Genomic DNA, 17,628 nt, shown 5'->3' on the forward strand with positions numbered 1-17,628 from the left:
GTCGCGGTTAGAAATGTTCGAACAGGGCCTCGTCGGCCATGGCATCGCCGGCGAGGGCGATCGACGTTCCCCGGACCGGCGGCTTGGGAGCCGGTTCATGGTTGTTGCCGCCTAGGCCCACCGGCAGACGCTTCCTGTCCTTCCCCCGCTCGAGGCGGTTTTGGGGCCCGGCCTGTCCCGCCAACTGGAAAAAGCCCACCGTGCTGACGAGTTGTTCGGCTTGCGAGGAGAGCTCCTCGGCCGTGGAGGCCAGCTCTTCGGAGGCGGAGGCGTTTTGCTGCACGACCTGGTCGAGTTGTTGCAGCGCCTTGTTGACCTGGGTCGCGCCGAGGCTTTGCTCCTGGGAGGCGGCGGCGATTTCCTGCACCAGGTCGGAGGTCTTGAGGATGTCCGGCACGAGCTTTTCCAGGAGCCGGCCGGCCCGTTCGGCCACATCCAGGCTCGAGGCCGACAGGGTGTTGATCTCGGCCGCGGCGGACTGGCTGCGTTCGGCGAGCTTCCTGACCTCGGCGGCCACCACGGCGAATCCCCGGCCGTGATCCCCGGCCCGGGCCGCTTCCACGGCGGCGTTTAAGGCGAGCAGGTCGGTCTGGCGGGCGATTTCCTCGATGATGGAGATCTTGGTGGCGATCTGGCGCATGGCCGCCACGGTGTCGACCATGGCCTGCCCGGATTCCCTGGCGTCCTGTCCGGCCTTGTCGGCAAGGGATTCGGTCTGGCGGGCATTGTCGGCGTTGCGCATGATGGAACCGCTGATCTGTTCCATGGAGGAGGAGCTTTCCTCCACGGACGCGGCCTGTTCCGAGGCGCCCTGGGAAAGGGATTCGGAGGAGGCGCTGAGCTGCTCGGCGCCGGAGGCCATGTTCTCGGCGCCGCTTTGGACCTCGCGCACGATGTCGGTCAGCCGCTCCACCATGTTGCCGAGCGACCGCATGAGCGCGTCGTTTTCGGAACGGATCTTCACCTGGAGGTTCAGGTCGCCGGCGGCCATTTTGCTGGCCAGCTCGGCCACATGGCGTTCGGTCGTGATGAGCCCGGAAAGCGAGCGCAAAAGCACATCGGCCTCGCAACGCGGCGCCACGGTCACCTGCAAGTCGCCCTGGGCCATGCGGGAAACGGCCCCGGTTACCTCCGATTCGGCCCGGGCCACTTCCCGCAGGGCCTCGCAGACCTGTCCCACCTCGTCGGCGCGTCGGACATCGAGCGTGCTCCCCAGATCACCCCGGGCAACCCCCTGGGCGAAGTCCACGCAGGCGTTGAGCGGCTTGGAAATGCCCCGGGAGATGCTGACGCCGAGGATGATTCCGAGCAGCACGGCCGCGGCGATGACAATGCCGAGGGTGAGCCGGCTGTCCGTATAGAGGTCGGCCGTTTCCCGGGCATGGTTTTGGGCGTTGGATTCCTTGTTTTGGACAAGCTCGCCCATGAGCGTGTCCATGGCCCGGACCTTGTCCCGGCCGGCCCCCATGGAAAGGGCCACCGAAGCCCGGTCGGCCTCGAGCGCCTCTTTTTTGGTGGCGCCCACGATCTGCTCCCACACCGGCACCAGGGCGTCCCAGGTCGCGTCGAGCCGCGCCAGCATGGCCTGTCCCTCCTTGGAGACGAACAGCGGACGGGCCACGGAGACCTGCTCCTTGAACAGTTTCTTGTAATGCTCGATGCGTTCGACAAGCTTGGCCCGCTCGTCGCCGGAGGTGGACAGGATAAGGTTTTTCGTGGCCCGGTCGGCATACACCAGGTAGACGTTGGCCTGCTTGATGGCCGCGACCCCGAGCAATTCCCGTTGATACATGACCTCGGCCATTTCGCTGATTCGCCACATATTGTGCAGGCCGAGCAGTCCGACCACCGCCACGATTAGGGATATCAGGAAGAAGGAACCGATCAACTTCGTTGCGATTCGCATGTCATGAAACCACCGCATGCTGTTATCCTCCTCGTTGATGGTCGATACGCGCATGGATTGACGCCAGCGCGTCAGCCGGAGAGACATCTTCCGGTTCAAGACCTCTGGAGTGTGTGACGCGCGTCTGTCAAGGTTTGCCTGAAGCCAGCCCTGTGTCTTTGCCGGTTCGGGAGTGTTGCAAAGCGCCACGGCGAGCCTGGGGCCAGCGTAAGCGCCACCGCAGCCTCGGCGGCTTTCACGGGGGCAATCGCGGCGTGTTTGCCGGAATCGTCCCGCCGCGCCGCGTGCGTTCCGTGTAAGTGCGTTCAATGGCGAAATGATGCCGCTGAAGCTTAATTCCCGCGCCGCGCGGCTAGGCCGAAAGGGGGCGGGTGAAAGAAGAGAGGCGTGCGGGACAGGCCCGTCGCACAGGGGGCTTTCCGGGGCCGGGGCTAGAGGGGGGGGCCTGGCGGGCTGGCCATGCACACGCGGTTTCGGCCCGCGCATCGAGGCCGTGGCGGGATTTTCGCGGAGCCCTGATGATCCTTTCCCAAAGCGCCGGGGCGGCGTCGTGGACCAGATCCGACGGTGACGGCCCGGTATCGTCAAGAATCTTTGGAAAGGGGGGCTGGGGGGGGGGGAACCTTTCCGCAGAAAGGCTTCCCCCCAGCTTCTTTTGGCCTCAAGCGGCGTCGGCGGCGTTTTCCTGGGCCACGACGGCGGTGAGGTCCAGGACCTCGTCGAGGTTGAAGAGGTGTTGCGTATCAAGCACGATGACGAATCTGTCGCCGTGCCGGCCGATGCCCCGGATGCAGGCGGCGGACGCCGCCGTGCCCATGGATGGGGGCGGCACGATGTGGGCGTCGTCGAGCTCCAGCACCTCCTTGACCGATTCCGTCAGTCCGCCGATGAGGCGTATTTTCCCCTCCGTGGCCTGTTCCATGATGACGATGCGGGTGTTGATGCTCTGGGCCACGGGCCCGAGTCCGAGCCTTTGGCCGAGGTCCATCACGGGCACGGCCTCGCCCCGCACGTCGACCACGCCGCGCATGGCCGGGGGCATGTGCGGCACGCGCGTGATGTCGGTGAAATCCAGGATCTCCCGGACCGAGAAGATATCGATGGCGAAGCAGGAGCCCTGGCCGAGGGTCAGGGTCAGGTAGCGTCTGATTGCCGAGGCGGTTTGTTCTTCCATGGCGATTCTCCGCGTTGCGGGCCGGCGTTCAGGCCGACCCGCGTTTCCGGCTGATGTCGTGCGCAGCCGCCCGAGTCGCTTGTGGAAAACGGCGTCGTACGGGGCGCGCCCGCCGTTTTCGGGCGCGAGGCTAGAATCGTTCGAACAGGGCGTCGTCCGAGTCGGCGACGGCCCGCGGCAGCGGCGTCGGTTCGGGCGGGAGCCTGTTCCCCTGGTTGGGCTTAGGGCCGTTGCCGCCTACGCCCGCCGGGGTCCTTTTTCTGGCGGGTGCGCTTGCCGCGCGCATTTGCTGCCCGTCGGTCTGGAAAAAGGCCACCGTGCTGACGAGTTGTTCGGCTTGCGAGGAAAGCTCCTCGGCCGTGGACGCCAGTTCTTCGGATGCCGAGGCGTTTTGCTGCACGACCTGGTCGAGCTGTTGCAACCCCTTGTTGACCAGTTCCGCGCCGGAGCTCTGTTCGTGGGAGGCGGCGGCGATTTCCTGCACCAGCTCGGACGTCTTGAGGATGTCCGGCACGAGCTTTTCCAGGAGCCGGCCGGCCCGTTCGGCCACGTCGAGGCTCGAGGCGGAAAGGGCGTTGATCTCGGCCGCGGCGGACTGGCTGCGTTCGGCGAGCTTCCTGACCTCGGCGGCCACCACGGCGAACCCCCGGCCGTGTTCGCCGGCCCGGGCCGCTTCTACGGCGGCGTTTAAGGCGAGCAGGTCGGTCTGGCGGGCGATTTCCTCGATGATGGAAATCTTGGTGGCGATCTGGCGCATGGCGGCCACGGTGTCGTTCATGGCCTGGCCGGATTCCTTGGCGTCCTGTCCGGCCTTGTTGGCGAGGGATTCGGTCTCGCGGGCATTGTCGGCGTTGCGTATGATGGAGCCGCTGATCTGTTCCATGGAGGAGGAGCTTTCCTCCACGGAGGCGGCCTGTTCCGACGCGCCCTGGGACAGGGACTCGGACGAGGCGCTCAGTTCCTGGGCCCCGGAAGCCATGTTGTCCGCCCCGCTTTGCACCTCGGCGACGACCATGGTCAGGCGTTTGATCATGTCGTTTAACGATTCCATGAGCGTATCGACCGGGCCGCGTTTCTCCACGCTGACCCGCAGGTCGCCATGGGCCATCTTGCCGGCGATTTCGGTCACCTCGCCTTCGGCCTGGGCCACTTCGCGCAGGGCCTGGCACACCTGTCCCACTTCGTCGGCCCGTTCGAAATCGAGCTTGCGGGTCAGGTCCCCCTGGGCCAGGGCCTTGGCGAAGGCCACGCAGGCGGTCAAGGGCACGGCGATGCCCCGGGAAATGCTCCAGCCGAGGCCCATGCCGAGCAGCACGGCCGCGGTGAGCACCACGGTGAGCATCGTGCGGCTCCGCTTATACAGCGTCTCCGCTGCCATGGCGTAGTTTTTGGCGTTGTCCTCCTTGTGCCGGACAACCTCGCTCATGAGGCCGTCCAAGGCCCGGGTCTTTTCGCGGCCGGCCCCCATGGACAAGGCCACCGAGGCCCGGTCCGTCTCAAGGTTCTCGCTTTGGGTGGCCTTGACGATCTGGTCCCATACCGGGGTCAGGTCTTGCCAAGCCGCCTCGAGCCGGTTCAGCATGGACTTGCCTTCTTCGGAAGCGAACAGGGGCCGGGCTATGGCCATCTGCCGCACATAGCTTTTCTTGTAGGCGTCGATGTGTTCGATAAGCTTGCTGCGCTCCTCGCGCGAGGTGGACAAAATGAGATTTTTGGTGGCCCGGTCGGCGTAGACGAGGTTGACGTTGGCCTCCCGGATGGCCGCGACGCCCAGCAGTTCCCTGTTGTATATCGTTTCGGCCATGTCGCTGATGAGTCCCATGTTGTGCAAGCCCAGCAGGCCGACCGTCATGACGATCAGAGACATCAGGATGAAGGAACCAATCAACTTCGGCCCCACACGCATGTTATGAAACCATTGCATGAGATTCTCCTTTTGTTGCGCGCTGTATCGTCAAAAAGACGGCAATGGTGTTTGCCCTATGGATAACGGGCTCAAAGGCAAATGCCGCCATGTTCGGTCTGTCTCTTGGAATAAACTGATGGTTGTACGACGCCTGTGGATATACAGTAAGTTTTGTGTCCATTTCCTCCTTTGTCGCTATGGATTGTGTTGGGCACGCAAATGTATAAGCATGTATTTTTTTGGCATTATAGTTATGATATTAATTTAAAGAAGTTCTTGTGTCCGGAGGATTGCTGCTTTCCCGCGCCCGCAGCCTTGCCGAGAGCGGTGGTGCTTCTCGTTGCGGCGCGACACAGGGCGCGCCGGGCCGCGCTGTTGCCCACCCCGGTCGCGCGACGGCGAGAAAAAGCCTCTGTCTATTTCACGTGAATTGAAGGATACTCATTTCGGGCCAGTCGGCCCCGGAGGGGGGGATGAGAATAAAAAAGGATAGGATTTAACAGAGAGTTTGCTCGCGAGGGCATTTTAAACTTCATAATGCTCGGTCCCTGCCTGGCGGGAAGAACGTTTTCTTTCCGTTGTTGTGTGTCGTCTTCCCCCTGCTGGGCTTTCGAAACAGGGAGACAATGCCGGCAAATGCTTTTTTTTGCCCCGGGCCGTCTTTCCCGGCGAAAAACATTCGCTTTCCCCGAATCATTTCTTCCGATCCCAAATATCCTGTTTTGGGATATTGTGCAACGCATCCTATGTGAAACTCGTGAAGCGTATTAGTTACACGCGGCGCTACGAGTGTTTCCGCGCTCTTCTGCTTTCGCTCCGCAAGGAGGCCGGATTGCGCCAGACCGAGTTGGCCGCGCGCTTGGGATATCCGCAATCCTACGTGAGCAAGTACGAAAGCGGCCAGCGGCGCATCGACCTGATCGAATTGGAGGCCATATGCCAGGCCCTCGGGATCACGCTGCTGGAATTCGTGGCGCGCTTCAACGATGGCTAGAGATGTCCGCGCGCGTATCCGGGGATCTTCCGTGAGGAATCCCGGGAGGTTTTGGAAAAGCTCGCCGAAAAGGTCGCCGAAAAGGCCTGGCGGAAAGGCTTGGCGGCGGCTTCGCTTGACCTTTGAAACCGTGGCGTTATAATTTCGTGTCAAAAGGAAACGCCAGCCTTCCCGTTCGGGGCGGATGCGATCGTCCCGGCGTGCGCTCCATGCGCCCGCAACCCCGTTCGTCCCACCCGCCAAGGAGCGCCATGCGGATCAGCAAGTTCGCCATCCCAGAGATCATCTTCGGTCGGGGCAGCATCGTCCACCTGGCTTCCTGCGCCAAGCGCCTGGGCGGACGCCGGGTGTTGCTCGTCAGCGACCAGGGGCTCGTCGCGGCCGGCTGGGTGGACCGGATCATGGACATCCTGCGCGACAACGGCCTCGAATGGATCTATTACGACGCCGTCAATTCCAATCCGCGCGATTACCAGATCCATGAAGGCGCGGAAATCTACGCCCGCGAGCGGGCCGACGTCATCATCGCCGTGGGCGGCGGCAGCCCCATGGACGCGGGCAAAGGCATCGCCACCATCGTCGGCAACGGCGGCCGCATCAGCGACTACGAAGGGGCCAACCGCATCATGCGGCCCCTGCCCCCCATGATCTTCATGCCGACCACGGCCGGCTCGGGCTCGGACATCTCCCAGTTCTGCATCATCACCGACGTCGAGCGCCAGGTGAAGATGTCCATCATCAGCCGCTCGCTCGTGCCCAACATTTCCATCATCGACCCGCTGGTTCTCCTGACCAAAAGCGAACACCTCATCATCGCCTCGGCCATCGACGCCTTCGCCCACGCCGTGGAGTCCTACCTGTCGCTTCTGGCCTCGCCCTTTACCGAGGTGCAGGCCTTAAAAGCCATGCGCCTTATCATGCGCAACCTCCCGGCCGCCCTGGCCGACCGGTCCATCGAGGCCTTGGAGAACCTGAGCATCGCCGCCACCTCGGCCGGCATGTCCTTTTCCAACGCCGGGCTCGGCATCGGCCATTCCCTGGCCCATTCGCTGGGCGGCATGTTCGACGTGCTCCACGGCCTGGTCCATCCCATCCTGCTGCCGGCGGTCATGCGCTACAACCTGCCGACGAGCCTGGACAAGCTGGCCACCATCGGCCGCATCGTCTGCGGTCCGCGCATGTGCTCCTCGGAATACATCGCCATGGCCGGCATCAACTGGCTGGAGCGGTTCTACGCCGACCTCGGGGTGCCGGTGCGCCTGCGCGACATCCTGCCGGACAAGGGCTGCCTGGAGACCATCGCCCGCACGGCGGTCAACGACGCCTGCACCCTGACCAATCCACGCCCCGTCACCTGGGAGTCGCTTCTTGGCATCTGCCAGGAGGCCTGGTGATGCCCTGGCGGGCGCCGTCCCTCGAGGATCTCATCGGCATCGAGCACAGCAAGCTCGGTTTTTTCCAGGAGCTGCGTCAGACCATCGAAGCCTTGAAGGACGCCAATACCCAGTCCTCCCAGCGACGTCGCGAGATAGCCGCCATCCTCGACGGCATCACCGACATCATGATGGTGCTCACCCCTGACCTGCGCATCCTGTCGGTCAACCACGTCTTCCGGCAGGTCTTTCCCGATCCCGCGCCGGAAGGGAAATTCTGCTACGAGATCTTTCGCGGCGAGAACCACCCCTGCCCGAACTGTCCGGCCCAGAGATCCTTCGCCACCGGCGACATCTGCCGCGAAACCGCGATTTTCAAGATCAACGGCAAGAACATCCAATTCGAGATGGTGGCCTCGCCCATCCACCACCCCGACGACCCCGAGCAGCATATCCTGGTCTTCAAACGCGACGTGACGCGGGAAAAGGAATACCAGGCCAAGTTCTACCAGGCCGAGAAGATGGCCACCATCGGCATGCTGGCCACGGGCGTGGCCCACGAGGTCAACAATCCGCTCACCGCCATCTTCGGTTTCGCCGAGGGCTTGCGCCGGCGGCTGCCGACCCTGCGCGAAACGGTCGATCCCGCCGTGATGGACGATGTGGAGGACTACGTCACCACCATCCTGCAGGAGTGCCGCCGCTGCCAGGACATCGTCACCACGCTTCTCACCTTCAGCCGGCACAAGACCGTGAGCTTTTCCCCGGTGAGCTTGAACGCCGTGGTCGAGGACACGCTCAAGCTCCTGCGCAGCCACCTCAGGCAGCGCAATCAGGCCAAGATCACCGTGCGCACGGAGCTGTGCGAGGACCTGCCCATGGTTTCCGGCGACGAGCACCAGATCAAGCAGGTGATGCTGAACCTCCTGGTCAACGCCATGGACGCCATCGTCGGGCCCGGCCACATCATCATCACCACCTTCCAGGAAGCCTCCGGCGCGGTCTGCCTGTCCGTGGAGGATTCCGGCTGCGGCGTCCCCAAGGAAAACATGGACAAGCTGTTCGAACCCTTTTTCACCACCAAGCGGGCCGGCAAGGGCATCGGCATCGGGCTTTCCACCTGCATGACCATCGTGAACAAACACCAGGGCGAGATTACGGTCAAAAGCAAGCCCGGCGAGGGCTCGGTCTTTATCGTCAAGCTCCCCGTCAACACGGACAAAACATCGTGAGCAACCCCTCCTACAGCGTGCTGGTGGTGGATGACGAGCCTTCCATCGGCAAATTGCTCAAAAAGGAATTGTCCTCCCCGGCCCGGGCCGTGGCGGCGGCGGAAACGGCGCATCAGGCCCGGGAGATGCTGCGGCGCAACACCTACGAAGTGGTGGTGCTCGACCTGCGCCTGCCCGACGCCGACGGCCTGGACGTGCTGGTGGAGATCCGCCAGCATTCTCCGGACGTCGAGGTCATCATCATCACCGGCCACGGCAACATCGACTCGGCCGTGGAGGCCATGAAGCTCGGGGCCTACGACTACATCACCAAGCCCTTCAATCTGGAGGAGCTGGAGCTCATCGTGGAGCGGGCCTACCAGCGGGCCTGCCTGCGCTTCGAGAACCGCCAGCTCAAGCATGCCCAGAACCAGGGCCAGCCCCAGCAGATCGTGGGCAATTCGGCCGCCATCAAGCAGATCCGCTTCCTCATCGACAAGGTCGCGCCCACCGATGTGCCCGTGCTCATCACCGGCGAGTCCGGGGCCGGCAAGGAAGTTGCGGCCACGGCCATCCAGGCGCGGTCCAAGCGGGCGGACAAGCCCTACGTCATCAAGAACTGCGCCACCCTGCAAAAGGAGCTGGCCCGCTCGGAATTGTTCGGCTACGTCAAGGGATCTTTTACCGGGGCCATGGAGAACCGCGAAGGGCTTATGACCTTCGCCAACAAGGGCACGCTTTTTCTCGACGAGATCGGGGAGCTGCCCATGGAGGTCCAGGCCTCGCTCCTGCGCACCCTGGAGAACAAGACCTACCGCCGGGTGGGCGACAAGGACGAGCGCACCACGGATTTGCGCCTGATCTTCGCCACCAACCGCAACCTGGCCAAGGAGGTCGAGGCCGGGCGGTTCCACGAGGCGCTCTATCACCGCATCAACGTCTTCAACATCGAGCTGCCGCCGCTTCGGGAGCGCAAGGAAGACATCCCGCTTTTGGTCGAGTATTTCCTGGGCCGGGTCCAGGCCGGCGGCACCTACCGCGTGTCCGACCGCGCCATGGCCTGCCTTATCAACTACCAGTGGCCGGGCAACATCCGGGAGCTGCGCAACGTCATCGAACGCGGCGTGATCCTGGCCGAGAACGGGGTGATCACGGAAAACGCCCTGCCGCGCGAACTGTCCATGCAGACCGAGGGCGAAAACGACTTCCTGTCGCTTGAGGCCGTGGAGCGCGAGCACATCGCCAAGGTCCTGGCCTGCTTCGCCAACAACCGCACCCTGGCCGCCACGGCGCTCGGCATCTCGCGCAAGACGCTCTACCGCAAGATCCGCGAATACGCCATCATGTGACCCGCCGGGCTTGTTTGCACAGGCCCGGGGCTAACAGGTGACACACCGATTCGTGTCTTTTGTGACAAAAAGCACCAGAAGCGTGTTTCCGCTCCGGCGTCCGTTTTCGTCCACGCCCGTCCTTTCCCGCGTTCCGCCCGTTTTTGCTCTGAACAATCCTCAATGACGCGGCCCGATTAGCCGCGTCAGATCCCGGAATCCTTTCCCGCCGCGCCTCCCGTGCGCTTTTGTCGTGCCGATAGTGGTTGGCCGGTATGCATTTTGCTCTTGTCCGTCACGAGAACACGATTTTCGCGTGATCCACCGCCCCCTGCCGGCGGCTCACGCGGCGTGGCGATGCCGCGATGCTCGCCCCCAGAAGGAGTCCAACTATGGGATGGCGATTTCTCGTAGGCCTGGTCGCCGTCGCTATCACGGCGCTATGTCCCGGCGTCAGCGACGGCGAGCCCGCCCCGCCTCTCCGCTACGTAGGCTCCAAGGCCTGCGCCGGCTGCCATGCCGCACAGTACGATGCCTTTATGAAGCATTCCAAAAAGGCTCATTCCTGCGTGAGCCTGCGCCGCATGGCGGGCAAACTCACCCCCGAGGAACTCACCGGCTGCTTTGGCTGCCACACCACGGGCTACGGCAAGCCGGGGGGCTTCACGAGCTTCGCCGCCACGCCGGAGATGGCCGAGGCCGGCTGCGAGGTCTGCCATGGCCCCGGATCGGCCCATGTCGCCTCCCAGGACCCGGCCGACATCAAGGGCAAGCTCACCGTGGCCGATTGCCGGGACTGCCATAATGACACACGCGTGCGCGCCTTCGGCTACAAGCCGCTTTTGCGGGCAGGCGCGCATTGACGCCTTTCGTCCCCGCGCCCGGGCGTTGCCAACTTAAACCTCGCGGCGCGTGAAACGTTGCGCGCGGAGGCCGCCATGTCCAAACGCACCAGTTCCCTCGGAGTCAAGGCCCTGCTTCTGGTCCTGTTCGTGGCCGCTGTCGTGCTGGCCGGACTGTTCGCCGCCAACACGCTTTGGCAGCGCGAAATGACCCTGAACCGCATCCGCGAGGCGGCCCGGCGCTCGGCCCGGCTGATCGAACTCGTGGTCGGCGAACCCATGCGCCTGGGCGACAACGAAACCACCATCAGCCAGTTTTCCCTGATCGCCGGCACGCGCGGCCGGTTGCAGGCGTATCTGACCGATTTTCGCGGCGAGGCCACCTACGCCACACGCAAGGAAGCCTTGCGGCAACCGTTGACCCGGACCCTGCCCGGTCCCGGGATCGCCGCGCTGCTCGACACGGCCCTTACGAAGGGCCAGGACGCCGCCGACCTGGAAACCGTGAACGGCAAGCCGTCGTTCGTCACCGCGCGTCCGGTGAAAAACGCTCCCGAATGCCACCATTGCCACGGCGCAAGCAGGGAGATCCTCGGGGCGATGGTCACGGTGGAAGACGTCGGCTCTGAAATGGCGGCGCTCAAGGGAGCCGAAGTCAAGGCGGGCCTGCTGTCCCTGGGCGGCCTGCTGGCTTTGGTCGCGGCGCTGTGGCTTTTCATGAAGCGCACCATCATCGACCGCCTGGCCTTCATTTCCGTCCGCAGCGAGCATATCGCGGCCGGCGATATGGACGCTTGCCAGGATATCCACCAACGCGTGGACCAGCGGACCCAAAAAGGCCGTGTGGACGAGATCACCCAACTCGGCCGGTCGCTGTGCACCCTCGTGGAAAACCTCAAGCACAAGATCGCCGAGGCCGACCAGAAGAGCTGCGAGGCGGCCTGCGAGGCCGAGCGCGCCGGAACATGCCTGGCCGAGGCGGAAACGGCCCGGGAGGAAGCCCTGGCCGCCCGCCGCGAAGGCGCCGCCGCCGCCGCCCGCACCCTGGAGGGCGTGCTGGCCCGGATGGGCGATGCCTCGGCCTCCCTGTCCGAAAAAGTCCAACAGGCGCGGGACGGTTCACACGTCCAGAAGGACGCGGCCAAGGAAACCTCCCTGGCCATCACCGAAATGAACAAGGTGGTGCTCGACGTGGCCCAGAACGCCGCCGATGCCGTGTCCACCGCCGGCGACGCCCGCGACCGCGCCTCCCAAGGCTCCAAATCCGTGCTCGACCTGGTGGCCATGATCGGCTCCATTCGGCAGCGGGCCGAGTCCCTGCGCGAAGACATCACCGCGCTCGGCAAAGAGGCCCAGGGCATCGGCGCTGTCATCGGCGTCATCTCCGATATTGCCGACCAGACCAACCTTCTGGCCCTAAACGCCGCCATCGAGGCCGCCCGGGCCGGCGACGCCGGCCGGGGCTTCGCCGTGGTCGCCGACGAGGTGCGCAAGCTGGCCGAAAAAACCATGCAGGCCACCACCGAAGTGGAACAAGCCATCACCGCCATCCAACAAGGCACCCGCGAACACGTGGAAAGCGTTCGGGAAGCCGCGGAAGCCATCGAAAAGGCCGATGTCCTGGCCCGTGGATCGGGCGACGCCCTGACCGGCATCGTCTCCCTCGTCGGCGCTTCGGCGGACCAGATCAGCTCCATTGCCGCCGCCGCCGAGGAACAATCGGCCGTCAGCGAACAGATCAGCAACACTATGGACTCCATAAGCCACATCTCCGAGGAAACCGCCGTGGCCATGGAACACGCCGGCGAAGCCGTGGCCGGCCTGACCGAAGAAGCCGAGAATCTCAAACGCCTTATCGACGAGATGTTGGCCTAGCCGATCGGTCGCACGAGCGGAGGGGCGCGGGAAGGGATAGACGGGGCTCCGCTCCTGTACCCCGCCAGGGCGCTGCCCCGTATCGCCACCCGTCATCCCAACCCGGTAAAGGGGGGACCGGGGGGCATCAAGCCCCCCGGCGGAGTGCGGAGGCGGAGCCTCTGCCGGGGTCTGGGGCAGCGCCCCAGCCCATCCCCGTTAGGCCGAGGCCCAGCGGATCAGGCCCAGGGAATGGGAGTCGAGCAGCAGCGGGTGGTGGGGCAGGATGCGCACGGTATAGCCGAAGCGGCCGGCCTCGGTGGGTTGGATCTTGCCGGTATAAACGTGCCAGCCGTCGGGGGTGGTTTCGGTGGTCTGCATGTTGACGGTTTCGCGCTGGGCGAATTTGCCTTCGTAGTCCAGCCGGCCGGCGTAGATCTGGACCTCGAGGTCCTGGGGCCGGATGCCGTTTAAGTGCACTTCGGCCCGCACCAGCACCGGGTCGCCGACGTGGAGCTCTTCAGGGTCTTCGGAGCGGATGTTGCGGATATCGAGGCTGCTCCATTTGGTCATCATGTCCATGCGCCAGGAGGCGAGGTTTTTGGCGGCGGCGCAGTCGTCGCGGGTCAGCCGGTTGTAGTTTTCCAGCGCCGGCACGTAGGCCACGCGGGCGTAGTCTTCGACCATGCGGTGGGAGTTGTAGTGAGGGGCGAGCTGGCTGATGGAGTCCTTCATCTTGTGGATCCAGTTGCGCGGCAGGTTGCCGTGGTGCCCGCGGTCGTAGAAGGTCGGGATGATTTCGTTTTCCAGGATATTGTAGAGGGTCTGGCTCTCCACGAAGTCCTGGTAGCCGCCGTCCTCGTATTCTTCGCCCTGTCCGATGGCCCAGCCCACGCTGTTGTCGGGTTTCCAGGCTTCGGCCCACCAGCCGTCGAGGGTGCTGTAGTTGAGCACGCCGTTGCACATGGCTTTCATGCCGCTGGTGCCGCAGGCTTCCAGCGGCCGGCGGGGCGTATTGAGCCACACGTCCACGCCCTGCACGAGGTAGCTGGCGATTTCCATGTCGTAGTCTTCGAGGAAGACCATGTTGAAGCGGCACTGGGAGCTCTGGCAGAGCTGCACCAGTTCCTGGATGATTTTCTTGCCTTCGTTGTCGTGGGGGTGGGCTTTGCCGGCGAAGATGAACTGCACGGGGTGGTCGGTGTTGGAGAGGATCTTGAGCAGCCGCGCCTTGTCGCTGAGCAGCAGGTTGGCCCGCTTGTAGGTGGCGAAGCGGCGGGCGAAGCCGATGGTCAGCGTCTGGGGATCGAGGACTTCCTCGGCGCTTTGCAATTCCGCGCGCCTGGCGCCCCGGGCCAGCAGCTGATCGCGCAGCCGCTCGCGCACGTAGCCGACCAGCCGCTCGCGCAGCCGTTCGTGGGTGCGCCACAGTTCGGCGTCGGAGATCAGGTAGGTCTGGGCGAAGACGCGGTTGGTGTCCGGATCTTCACGCCAGTTGACCCCGAAGTAGCGGTCGTAGAGGGCGGCCATGTCCTGGGCCACCCAGGTCGGCACGTGCACGCCGTTGGTCAGCGCGCCGATGGGCACGTCCTCGACGGGGTACTGGTTCCAGACGCGGTTCCACATCTTGCGCGAGACAACGCCGTGGAGTTTGGAGACGCCGTTGTTGAAGCGCGAGAGCTTGAGCGCCAGAACCGGCATGCAGAAGTGTTCGGCGTCGTTTCGCGGGTCCTCGCGGCCGAGGGCCATGAGCACCTTGAAGGCCAGGCCCAGGCGTTTGGCGTAATCCTCGAAATAGGCCTGGATCAGGTCCGGCGGAAAGCGGTCGTTGCCGGCGGGCACGGGCGTGTGGGTGGTGAAAATGGAGCTCGAGGCCACGAGTTCCATGGCGGCCTCGAAGGACAGCTTGTGCTTGTCCATGAAGATGGCGATGCGTTCGAGCCCGGCGAAGGCGGAATGGCCTTCGTTCATGTGGATGACCTTGGGCTTGAGCGAGAGCGCTTCCAGGGCCCGGATGCCGCCGATGCCGAGCAGGTATTCCTGGCGCACGCGGGTTTCCAGGTCGCCGCCGTAGAGCCGGTTGGTGAGCTGGCGCGAGGCGGGCTGGTTTTCCGGCACGTTGGTGTCCATGAGGTAGAGCGGCACCCGGCCGACCTGGGCTTTCCAAATCTGGGCATGGACCCGTTCGCCCTTGAGGTCGACGTGGATCATGATGGGCGCGCCGGCCTCGTTTTTACAAAGCGACAGCGGCATCTGCTGGAAATCGTAAATGGGGTAGCGTTCCTGCTGCCAGCCGTCGGCCGTCAGGTACTGGCGGAAGTAGCCTTGCTGGTAGCACAGGCCGATGCCGACCAGGGGCACGCACAGGTCGCTGGCCGATTTGAGGTGGTCGCCGGCCAGGATGCCGAGTCCCCCCGAGTAGACGGGCAGGCAGGCGCTGATGCCGTATTCCAGGCTGAAATAGGCCACTACCGGTTGGCCGTCGCGGTCCGGAAAGGGAATGGAGGTTGTTTTCCGGGAGAGGTAGGTTTCGAGGGTCTGGCGCAGGTCGCGCACCCGCTCGACGAAGAAGTCGTCCTCGGCCAGGTTTTCCAGGGTTTTTTGCGGCAGCTTGTTGAGGAAGCCCACCGGGTTGCCCGAGCACTCGCGCCACAGCTTTCGGTCCACCTGGGCGAAAAGCGTTGTGATGTCGTCATTCCAGGAAAAAAGCAGGTTGTAGGCCAGATCCCAAAGCGCGTTGAGTTTGGGCGGCAACTTCGGCACAACGCTATAAACGCGTAACGGCTGCATGCATTTCCCCTCTTACGGCGTATTCCGACGCGGCGCGCATCGCCGCGCAATATCGGCGCCTTGCGGGCATCTATCCACAAGGCCATTCAAATTGCAAGGCCGGTTCCAAAACGTCACGTCCATGACACCGCTCTGAAAAAAGCCGTTATTTCAATGGGTTAATTTCCGTTTACAAAATCAACAGATACGGTAGGTTATCGCCCTTATTTCAACAGCCCGGAGGTCGTCCACGTGCCCGCCGCAACAAGCATCCTGCGCATCAAGTTTTTACGCGACGAAAGCCGCGACAACCCGCCCACCGTGGCCACGCCCGGCTCGGCCGGCCTGGACCTGCGCGCGGCCATCGACACGGACCGGCTCACCGTCGCCCCGGGCGATCGGGTGGCCGTGCCGACCGGCATCGCCATCGAGATCGACGCCCCGGACGTGGCCGGCTTCGTCTATTCCCGCTCCGGGCTCGGGGCCAAGCACGGCCTGACCGTGGCCCAGGGCGTGGGCGTCATCGACCCGGACTACCGGGGCGAAATCACGGTGTGGCTGCTCAACACGTCCAAGGAGCCGGTCACCATCGCGCGCCACGAGCGTATCGCCCAGCTGGTGCTCGCGCCCATCGTGCGCCCCGTCATCACGCCCGTGGAGGAACTCGGGGACACCTCGCGCGGCAGCGGCGGCTTCGGCCACACCGGCAAGGCGTGAGGATGAGGCCTCCGGCGGCCAGGGGGACCTTTTTTGAAAAAAAGGTCCCCCTGGACCCCTCCCAAAAACTTTCACGGTGTTCGGGCCGTACGCCAAACACGATTGCGGCAACAAGGCGCGCCAGCGGCGAAGCGCTGTCTGAAAACATTGGATTGTCCGGGAATACCCCCCCATGAAGAGTTTTTGGGGAGGGTGGGGGTCCGGGGGAGGGAGCCCCTTTTTGCAAAAAGGGGCTCCCTCCCCCGGAATTCCACTCCAACCGCACCCCAAGGAGGAATGCGATGAGCGAGGCGTTCGACGCGCTGAAAGCGCGGGAGCAGGCAGCGGTCATGAGCACCTATGGCCGGTATCCGTTGGCCGTGTCCGCGGCCAAGGGGTGCCGTCTGTATGATCTCGATGGCCGTGAATACATCGACCTTTTGGGCGGCATTGCCGTGTGCAACCTGGGGCATTGCCGCGAAGAGATCGCCGAGGTGATCGCGGCCAAGGCCCGCGAGCTCGTGCATGTGAGCAACCTTTTTTACCAGCGCGAGCAGGTGGAGCTGGCCGAGGCCCTCAAGGCCACCTGCCATGCCGGCAAGGTGTTTTTTTGCAATTCCGGGGCCGAGGCCAACGAGGGGGCCATCAAGCTGGCCCGGCGTTACATGCGCACGGTCAAGGAGCGCGATGCCTACGAGATCATCACGCTGACGCATTCCTTCCACGGCCGCACCCTGGCCACGTTGACGGCCACCGGCCAGGACAAGATCAAGTTCGGCTTCGATCCGCTGCCGGAAGGCTTCATCACCGTGCCGTCCGGCGACATCGAAGCCATGCGGGCCGCCATCGGGCCGCACACGGCGGCGGTGCTGGTGGAGTGCATCCAGGGCGAGGGCGGCGTGAATCCGTTGTCCAAGGAGTACGTGACCACCCTGGCGGCCCTGTGCAAGGAAAAGGACATCCTTTTCATGTGCGACGAGGTGCAGTGCGGCATGTGCCGGTCGGGCCGGTTCTGGGCCTTCCAGCACTATGGCGTCGAGCCGGATGTTTTCACCTGCTCCAAGGCCCTGGCCAACGGATTGCCCATGGGCGCGGTGCTGGCCACGGACGCCGTCGCGGCCGGATTCGCGCCGGGAGCCCACGCCACCACGTTCGGCGGCGGGGCGCTGGTGTCGGCCGCCGCGACCAAGACCCTGGCCATCATGCGCGACGACTGTCTGGCCGAGCGGGCGGCGCGCATGGGTGACTTCGCCATGGCCCTGTTCGAGGATGTGAAGGCCCAGTGCCCCGGCAAGATCGAGACGATTCGGGGCATGGGACTCATGCTCGGCATCGTGCTGACCTTCCCCGGAAGCGATGTCTGGAAGAAACTGCTCGATCGCGGGTTCGTGCTGAACCTCACCCAGGGCAACGTGCTGCGGCTGCTGCCGCCCCTGGTCATCGAGCAGGAGGATCTGAAACTCTTCGCTTCCGCCCTGGCCGACATCCTGGGCGAGGTGTAGTTCGGCAGGCAGGCGGGGGAGGCTCCGCCTCCCCCGCACCCCACCACGCCGTCGCCCCGTTGGGGCGACACTG

General features: G+C 64.3%; 12 protein-coding genes. 8 read left to right on the plus strand and 4 right to left on the minus strand.

Translation table 11 applies throughout. The features are described 5' to 3' along the window. Window positions 1-7: 7 nt before the first annotated feature. The 3 genes from DESFRDRAFT_RS03785 to DESFRDRAFT_RS03795 form a co-directional block, all read right to left on the minus strand. Entirely contained in the window at window positions 8-1,924 is a 1,917-nt protein-coding gene (locus DESFRDRAFT_RS03785; RefSeq protein ID WP_005991254.1) for a methyl-accepting chemotaxis protein, read from the minus strand. Window positions 1,925-2,567: 643 nt separating this feature from the next. Further along, window positions 2,568-3,080: a chemotaxis protein CheW gene (locus DESFRDRAFT_RS03790; RefSeq protein WP_005991256.1), complete on the minus strand. Its 513-nt coding sequence runs from the start codon at window positions 3,078-3,080 to the stop codon at window positions 2,568-2,570. Window positions 3,081-3,210: 130 nt separating this feature from the next. Then, entirely contained in the window at window positions 3,211-5,004 is a 1,794-nt protein-coding gene (locus DESFRDRAFT_RS03795; protein ID WP_005991258.1) for a methyl-accepting chemotaxis protein, read from the minus strand. A gap of 739 nt (window positions 5,005-5,743) precedes the next feature. Here DESFRDRAFT_RS03795 and DESFRDRAFT_RS03800 point away from each other — a divergent pair. The 6 genes from DESFRDRAFT_RS03800 (at window position 5,744) to DESFRDRAFT_RS03825 (ending at window position 12,609) form a co-directional block, all read left to right on the plus strand. Then, window positions 5,744-5,980, plus strand: coding sequence for a helix-turn-helix domain-containing protein (locus DESFRDRAFT_RS03800; protein ID WP_043793759.1), 237 nt, complete (start codon window positions 5,744-5,746; stop codon window positions 5,978-5,980). A gap of 251 nt (window positions 5,981-6,231) precedes the next feature. Beyond that, entirely contained in the window at window positions 6,232-7,374 is a 1,143-nt protein-coding gene (locus tag DESFRDRAFT_RS03805; RefSeq protein ID WP_005991263.1) for an iron-containing alcohol dehydrogenase, read from the plus strand. After that, window positions 7,374-8,585, plus strand: coding sequence for a two-component system sensor histidine kinase NtrB (locus tag DESFRDRAFT_RS03810; protein WP_005991265.1), 1,212 nt, complete (start codon window positions 7,374-7,376; stop codon window positions 8,583-8,585). The genes DESFRDRAFT_RS03805 and DESFRDRAFT_RS03810 overlap by 1 nt, the downstream gene beginning before the upstream one ends. After that, window positions 8,582-9,913, plus strand: coding sequence for a sigma-54-dependent transcriptional regulator (locus tag DESFRDRAFT_RS03815; protein WP_005991267.1), 1,332 nt, complete (start codon window positions 8,582-8,584; stop codon window positions 9,911-9,913). The genes DESFRDRAFT_RS03810 and DESFRDRAFT_RS03815 overlap by 4 nt, the downstream gene beginning before the upstream one ends. A 371-nt stretch (window positions 9,914-10,284) precedes the next feature. Beyond that, window positions 10,285-10,755 (plus strand): cytochrome c family protein, encoded by a 471-nt coding sequence (locus DESFRDRAFT_RS03820; protein WP_005991268.1) that lies wholly within the window; start codon window positions 10,285-10,287, stop codon window positions 10,753-10,755. 75 nt (window positions 10,756-10,830) lie between these two features. Continuing rightward, complete coding sequence (locus DESFRDRAFT_RS03825) at window positions 10,831-12,609, plus strand: methyl-accepting chemotaxis protein (protein ID WP_005991269.1); 1,779 nt, start codon at window positions 10,831-10,833, stop codon at window positions 12,607-12,609. Between the two features lie 198 nt (window positions 12,610-12,807). Here the strand turns inward: DESFRDRAFT_RS03825 and glgP are convergent, their stop codons facing one another. Then, window positions 12,808-15,378, minus strand: coding sequence for an alpha-glucan family phosphorylase (gene glgP, locus DESFRDRAFT_RS03830; protein ID WP_005991270.1), 2,571 nt, complete (start codon window positions 15,376-15,378; stop codon window positions 12,808-12,810). Between the two features lie 231 nt (window positions 15,379-15,609). Between glgP and dut the strand changes: the two genes are divergently transcribed. Both dut and DESFRDRAFT_RS03840 read left to right on the plus strand, forming a co-directional pair. After that, window positions 15,610-16,074, plus strand: coding sequence for a dUTP diphosphatase (dut, locus tag DESFRDRAFT_RS03835; RefSeq protein ID WP_005991271.1), 465 nt, complete (start codon window positions 15,610-15,612; stop codon window positions 16,072-16,074). A 281-nt stretch (window positions 16,075-16,355) separates the two neighbouring features. Next, window positions 16,356-17,555 (plus strand): aspartate aminotransferase family protein, encoded by a 1,200-nt coding sequence (locus DESFRDRAFT_RS03840; RefSeq protein WP_005991272.1) that lies wholly within the window; start codon window positions 16,356-16,358, stop codon window positions 17,553-17,555. The last annotated feature ends 73 nt before the right edge of the window (window positions 17,556-17,628 follow it).

This window comes from Solidesulfovibrio fructosivorans JJ] (assembly GCF_000179555.1).
Classification (GTDB): Bacteria; Desulfobacterota; Desulfovibrionia; order Desulfovibrionales; family Desulfovibrionaceae; genus Solidesulfovibrio; species Solidesulfovibrio fructosivorans.